This window comes from Micromonospora sp. D75 (genome assembly GCF_018070405.1).
Lineage (GTDB): Bacteria > Actinomycetota > Actinomycetes > Mycobacteriales > Micromonosporaceae > Micromonospora > Micromonospora chalcea.
The window spans coordinates 1-6,426 of the sequence record NZ_JAGPXV010000337.1; the positions used below are offsets into that span (position 1 = coordinate 1).

General features: G+C 75.3%; 5 protein-coding genes and 1 pseudogene. 5 read left to right on the forward strand and 1 reads right to left on the reverse strand.

Translation table 11 applies throughout. From position 1 onward, the window contains the following. The coding region (locus tag KBX39_RS19675) for a phosphatase PAP2 family protein (protein WP_210871886.1) at positions 1-235 on the forward strand (235 nt) is incomplete at its 5' end. A 47-nt stretch (positions 236-282) separates the two neighbouring features. Then, a complete protein-coding gene (locus KBX39_RS19680; protein ID WP_210871888.1) occupies positions 283-1,524 on the forward strand; it encodes an APC family permease in 1,242 nt (413 codons plus the stop codon). 9 nt (positions 1,525-1,533) lie between these two features. On the opposite strand, the gene KBX39_RS19685 is transcribed toward KBX39_RS19680, so the two are convergent. After that, positions 1,534-3,267: a TrkA family potassium uptake protein gene (locus KBX39_RS19685; protein ID WP_210871892.1), complete on the reverse strand. Its 1,734-nt coding sequence runs from the start codon at positions 3,265-3,267 to the stop codon at positions 1,534-1,536. Between the two features lie 141 nt (positions 3,268-3,408). Between KBX39_RS19685 and KBX39_RS19690 the strand changes: the two genes are divergently transcribed. The 3 genes and pseudogenes from KBX39_RS19690 to KBX39_RS19700 form a co-directional block, all read left to right on the forward strand. Then, entirely contained in the window at positions 3,409-3,888 is a 480-nt protein-coding gene (locus tag KBX39_RS19690; protein WP_104113969.1) for an MSMEG_6728 family protein, read from the forward strand. A gap of 227 nt (positions 3,889-4,115) precedes the next feature. Then, a complete protein-coding gene (locus tag KBX39_RS19695) occupies positions 4,116-5,660 on the forward strand; it encodes an FAD-dependent oxidoreductase (RefSeq protein ID WP_210871890.1) in 1,545 nt (514 codons plus the stop codon). A gap of 54 nt (positions 5,661-5,714) precedes the next feature. After that, positions 5,715-6,426: pseudogene (locus tag KBX39_RS19700) on the forward strand (hypothetical protein); the annotation flags it as partial.

Consider the following 6,426-nt stretch of genomic DNA (forward strand, 5'->3'; position numbering starts at 1 on the left):
GGTCGGCCGGACCGTGCCGCCCCGGCTGGTCACCGTGGTCCGGGTGGTGCCCCCGGCGGTGGTCTTCTGCACCACCGTCTACCTGGGCTGGCACTGGCTCACCGACTCGATCGCCGGTCTGCTGCTCGGCCTGCTGCTGGACCGGCTGCTGCGCCGGGTGCCCTGGGACGACCTGCCGCTGCCGCGCCGGCTCGGCGACTGGCGGCGGCCGGTCGACTGGTCCGCGCCGGGCTGACCGGGCGACCGCACCCGCTGTTCACCGCACGCTCCTAGGCTGCCGGTGTGGAACAACTGGCGCGGCGACTCGGCGTACCCGACGCGGTCGTCATCGGTCTCGGCTCGATGCTCGGCGCGGGCGTCTTCGTGGTCTTCGCCCCCGCCGCGGCGGCAGCCGGCGGCGTCGGTCTGCTGGTCGCGCTGGCGGTCGCCGGCTTCATCGCCTACTGCAACGCCACCAGCTCGGCCCGGCTCGCCGCCCGCTACCCCGAGTCCGGCGGCACCTACGTCTACGGCCGGGAACGGCTGCACCCGTTCGCCGGTTTCCTGGCCGGCTGGGGCTTCGTGGTCGGCAAGACCGCGAGCTGCGCGGCCATGGCGCTGACCGTCGGGGCGTACCTGTGGCCGGGGCGGGCGCGGCTCGTCGCCGTCCTCGCGGTGGTGGCGGTGACGGTGGTGAACCTGCGCGGCATCGGCAAGACCGCCGCCGCCACCCGGGTGCTGGTCGCGCTGGTGCTCACAGTGCTCGCCGTGGTGGCGGTGACCGGCGCCCCGCAGGTGGCGGCCGACCGGCTCACCGCCCCCGCCGACCTCGGGGCACGCGGTGTGCTCACCGCCGCCGGGCTGCTGTTCTTCGCGTTCGCCGGGTACGCGCGGATCGCCACGCTGGGCGAGGAGGTACGCGACCCGGAGCGCACCATCCCCCGCGCGGTGCCGCTGGCGCTCGGCGCGGTGCTGGCGATCTACCTGACGCTGGCGGTGGTCGCGCTCGGCGTGCTGGGCGCCGACCGGCTGGCGTCCACGGACGCGCCGCTGGTCGAGGTGGTGACCGCCACCGGGCACCCGGGGCTGGCCTGGCTGGTCCGGGCCGGCGCGGCCGTCGCGGTGACCGGGGTGCTGCTGTCGCTGCTCGCGGGCGTCGGTCGCACCTCGCTGGCGATGGCCCGCCGCCGGGACCTGCCGCGCGTGCTCGCGGCGGTGCACCCGCGCCACCGGGTGCCGCACCGCGCCGAGCTGGCCGTGGCCGCCGTGGTGATCGCCGTCGTCGCGGTCGGCGACGTCCGGGGCGCGATCGGCTTCTCCAGCTGCACCGTGCTGGTCTACTACGCGATCACCAACGCGGCGGCGCTGACGCTCGGCCCGGACCCGGCCCGCCGCGTACCAGCCCGGGTGCTCGCCGCGCTGGGGCTGGTCGGCTGCCTGGTGCTGGCGGGCAACCTGCCGCTGCCGAGCGGGCTCGCCGGGGTCGGCGTGCTCGCGCTCGGCGCACTCGGATACACGGTCCGCCGCCGTCGGCGACCTGCCTGACGCGGCCGGTCACTCCTCCGGCCGGCGCGCGGCGGGTGGACCGGCGGGCGCCGGCGGCGGCGCGGGCGTGGTCTCCCGCAGCAGCGCGGTCAGCCCGGCCCGCCGGGCCACCACAGTCAACCGGTCACCGGCCTGGATCACCATCCGCGGATCGGCCGTCCAGTCGGCTTTCTGGTTCGGCCGGGTGTACGCGAGCAGGCGTACCTCGCCGGGCCGGGCCACCGCGCTCAGCGGACGCCCGTCCAGCGGTGAGCCCGCCACCACCGGCACCTCGGTGACCAGCAGCGCGTGCCGGTCGACCGGGATGGTGGCGACGACCGCGCGGTCCAGCAGCGCCGCCGCGAACGACGGCGCGGCCAGATAGGACACACTGCGCGAGATGCCGATGCCGAACGCCTGCTGGATCCGCTCGGCGAAGTCGCCGTCGAACAGCCGCAGCACCACGCGCAGGTCCGGGTCGAGCGACCGGGCGATCAGCGCGGCACGCAGGTTCGTCCCGTCGTCGGTGGAGACCACCACCAGCGCCTGGCAGGTGTCGACGGACGCGGACCGCAGCGTCTCCTCCCGGCCCGCGTCGCCGACGATCAACGGCACCCCCAGCCGGTGCGCCAGCGCGGCGCCCCGCGCGTCCGCGTTCTTGTCGATCGCCACCACCTCGACGCCGAAGTCGTGCAGCTGGGCCATCACCCGGGTGCCGATGTTGCCCAGCCCGACCAGCACCACGTGCCCGGAGCGGTCCGGCTGGACCCGCCCGGCGTGCAGCGCCAGCCGGGCGTTTACGACGCCGTCGACCACGGCGGCCGTGATCAGCGGGATCAGCGCCAGCCCGGCCAGGTTGAGCACCACCTGCATGACCTGGGCGGCGACCGGCTTGTTGACGTCCGGGTCCTGGCCGGTGAGCGTGGTGACCAGCGTCAGGTAGACCGCCTCGCTCCAGCTGACGTCGGCGGCCCGCGCGTTGAGCCAGCCCAGCACCGCGATCACCCCGAGCAGCACCAGCACCGCGATGCCGATCTTGCGGGTGGCGAAGTGGCGGACCGCGCGCAGCAGCACCGCCGCCGGCTGCCGTCGCCGCCGCGCCCGCACCAGCCGCCGCGCGGCCACCTCCGTGCCCGCCGGCCGGCCGGTCGCCTCGGCCAGTACCACGTCGGCCGCGGCCTCGTCGGCGGGCAGCACCCGGACCAGGTCCGGGTCCGTGGTGACGGCCAGGCCGCAGACCACGTCCTGCGGGCGTACGTCGTCGCGCCGCGCCACGTACAGCGTGCGCCCGGCGTGCCGGAAGTGGGTCGGCGCCACCTCGCCCAGCGCTGCGGCGACGAAGGCGGGCGCGGCCATCGAGGCGTCGGAGAGCACCGCCGAGTCCGGGAAGAGCTGGCGCAGCCCGTCCGCCAGGTTGGTGTTGAACATGCGCACCACCAGGCGCAGCCGGGACTCGACCTCCTGGGCGCAGAGCGCGGCGTGCATGTTGCCCACGTCGTCCTGGTTCAGCAGCGCCAGCCCGGCCGCGCCGGCCAGCCCGGCCCGGCGGAACGCCGCCTCGTCGAGGCGTTCGGCGGTGACGACCCGTACCCCCGGCACGTCCCGCCCGTCCGGGCCCTCGGACCGGCGGCGGGCCGGCACCACGAGCGTGACCCGCACCCGCCCGTCGGCCGCTGCCTCGGTGGCGAGCAGCGACCGGACCACCCAGTAGGCGAGCGGATCGGAGCCGCACACCACGAAGTGGGGGCGTTCGTCCCCGTTCATCCGGAGCCGCCAGCCGGTCGCGCGGCGTGCGCGGTCACGCAGGGGCTCGGCCATGTCCGGATGGTAGTCAGCCGCTCGCGGTACGCGCAGCCCCCTCGATCATGAACGCATGGCGTGGCCGGGTACGGGTAGAGCACCGGCATGCAGACGTTCCTGCCGTATCCGGACTTCCTGGCCAGCGCCCGGACGCTGGACCAGAAGCGGCTGGGCAAGCAGCGCGTGGAGACGATCCAGGTGCTGCGCGGCCTGACCCGGCCGGACTACGGCTGGCGCAACCATCCCGCGGTGAAGATGTGGGCCGGGTACGAGGAGGCGCTGACCCGGTACGGGCTGGACATGTGCGCGGTGTGGTGCGAGCCCGGCCGGGCCGACACCTGCGCCGGCACGCTCGCCACCGACCTCGCCACCGCCTGCGGCATCGCCGTGATCCGCACCCAGGACGAGCTGGCCGCCGCCGGTGAGCTGCCGCCCTGGCTGGGCCGCGACGACCTGCACCGCAGCCACCGGTCGTCGCTGCTGCGCAAGGACCCGGTCCACTATGCGCGGCTGTTCACCGACGTCTCCCCCGACCTGGAGTACGTCTGGCCCCCCTCCGACCGCCCCCGCCACTGCCTGCCGTGAAAGGAAGGGCCCCTTGTTAACACCTCCGGTAGAGGAAGGGCCCCTTGTTAACACCTCCCCCACGCCGCCGCGCGGCGCACTCGGCGCGCGGGCGGCCGGCGCGCGGCGCGGACGTAACCGGGCCGCCCGGCGTTAAGAAGGGCCCCCGCACATCCGTATGCGTTAAGAAGGGCCCCTTCCTTTCACCTCGGGCAGACTGGGGGGACCACCGACTGAAGGATGCCCCCGTGAGTCTGTCGCAAGTGGTAGGTCGCTTGATCGGCGTACGCGAGCACGTGGTGGACCCGGGCGGCGGTGGCGCTCCCCGCGTGTCGCGACCGGTCGCGGCACTCGTGGTCGGCGGCGGCATCGCCGGCATGTCGGCGGCGGTGGTGCTGGCCGAGCGCGGAGTGGCGGTGACCGTGCTGGAGGCCGCGCCGCACCTCGGCGGCCGGCTCGGCGCCTGGCCGGAGGAGCTGCCCGACGGCGTCCAGCGCAACGAGCACGGCTTCCACGCGTTCTTCCGGCAGTACTGGAACTGGCGGTCGATCCTGCGCCGCGTCGACCCGGCGCTGGGCTTCCTCAAGCCGATTCCGGGGTACCCGATCCTGTCCGAGCAGTGGCCCACGGAGGAGTTCGGCAAGCTGCCGCCCGCGCCGCCGGCGAACCTGCTGGCGCTGCTGCTGCGCAGTCCGAGCCTGCGCCTGGCGGACCTGCGCACGATGGATCGGGACGCCGCGCTGCCGCTGCTCACCTACGACCCGGTGCGCACCTACGAGGAGTTCGACGAGCGCACTGCCGACGAGCTGCTCACCTCGCTGCGCCTGCCGGACCGGGCGCGGGCCATGCTCTTCGAGGTCTTCTCGCACTCGTTCTTCAACCACGAGGCGGAGATGTCGGCCGCCGAGATGATCGCGCAGTTCCACTTCTACCTGCTCGGCAACCCGGAGGGGCTGGCGTTCGACTGCCCGGACCGGGACTACGCGACGGCGATCTGGGAGCCGCTGACCCGGCACGTGGAGAAGCACGGCGGCCGGGTGCTGACCGGCGCTCCGGCGGCCCGGCTGGACCGTACCCCGGCGGGCTGGCGCGTCACCGGCGCGGACGGCGACGTCTGGGAGGCGCCGCACGTGGTGCTCGCGGTGGACCCGCCGGCGCTCGCCGCGCTGGTCGGCGCCTCGCCCGGCCTGGTCGCGGCGGCGCCCGAGCTGGTGGCGCGGATGCCCGCGTTCGGCACACCCGGGCCGCCGTACGCGGTGGCGCGGTACTGGATGGACGGGGACGTCCGCCCGGACCGGGCGGTGTTCAGTGGCGTCTCCCGGCAGCCCACGCTGGACTCGGTGACGCTCTACCACCGGCTGGAGGACGAGCCCCGCCGCTGGGCGGAGCGGACCGGCGGCTCGGTGGTGGAGCTGCACGCGTACGCCTGCGAGCCGGACGTGCCGGCCGACGAGCTGGCCGCCCGGATGCTGCGGGAGCTGACCGCGCTCTGGCCGGAGGTGGCCGATCTGCGGGTACGCGAGTTGCGCGCCCGGGTCGAGGCGCAGGCCCCGGCGTTCACGCCTGGCAGCCACGCCGGCCGTCCGGGGGTGGAGACCGACGCGGCGGGCCTCTACCTGGCCGGGGACGGCATCCGCACGGAGTTCCCGAGCGCGTTGATGGAACGGTCGGCGGCCACCGGGATCATCGCGGCGAACCACATCCTGCGTGCCGAGGGGGCGGCGGCCGAGGCGGTCCGCTCGATCCGTCCGCGCGGCCTGCTGGCCGGCAGGGTGGGCCCGAAACGGTCATAGACGGGCAAAAACGGCTTTACGCTCGACTGATCCGGTGACACGGGAGGTCGGGCGGTGAGCACCGCGACGCGGGAGCGGCGCGACGAGGAGCACGGGACACCACGGGACGAGCGGACCGCGGTGGTCACCGCGCTGCGACTCGGCTGGTCGATGGCGGACGCCTACCACCACGCGCGGACCGCCGACCTGACCGACGGCGGGAACCGGCCGGTGGCCGCGCCGCCGAAGCTGTCGAACCTGACCGAGCTGGCCGGGTGGCACCGGCTCGGCATGTACCTGGACGGCGTGGACGTGGCGCTGGCCCAGATCGCGCCGCTGACCCCGGCGGGCCGTACCGTGCCGTCCACCGCCGCCGCCCGCCGCGCCACCGGCGCCGACCGGGACCCGTTGCTGCGGGCGCTCGACGACCTCAACATCGACGTGCTGCGCTGGACGATGGCGACGAACCACCGGGTGGGTGTGGCGTACCGGCTCGGGCGCTCGCTCGCCGACACCGTACGGCGCGGCGACGCCGACCGGCTCCCGGGCCGGTTCAGTGGCCGGCACCTCCAGATCGGCAGGTGGCTGGACGAGCTGGCGAGCGTGCTGCCGCCGTACTCGGCCGCCGTGGTGCGCCGCTCGCTCGCCGCCTGGGCCACGGCTGTCGGCCGGGCCACCGTCGGTGACCCGGGCGAGGCCGGACTCGCCGACCTGGCTCGGGAGCTGCGCAACCAGGGCGACCTGTGGCAGGACGTGCTCACCGGTGGGCTGCATCCGCGCGACCTGC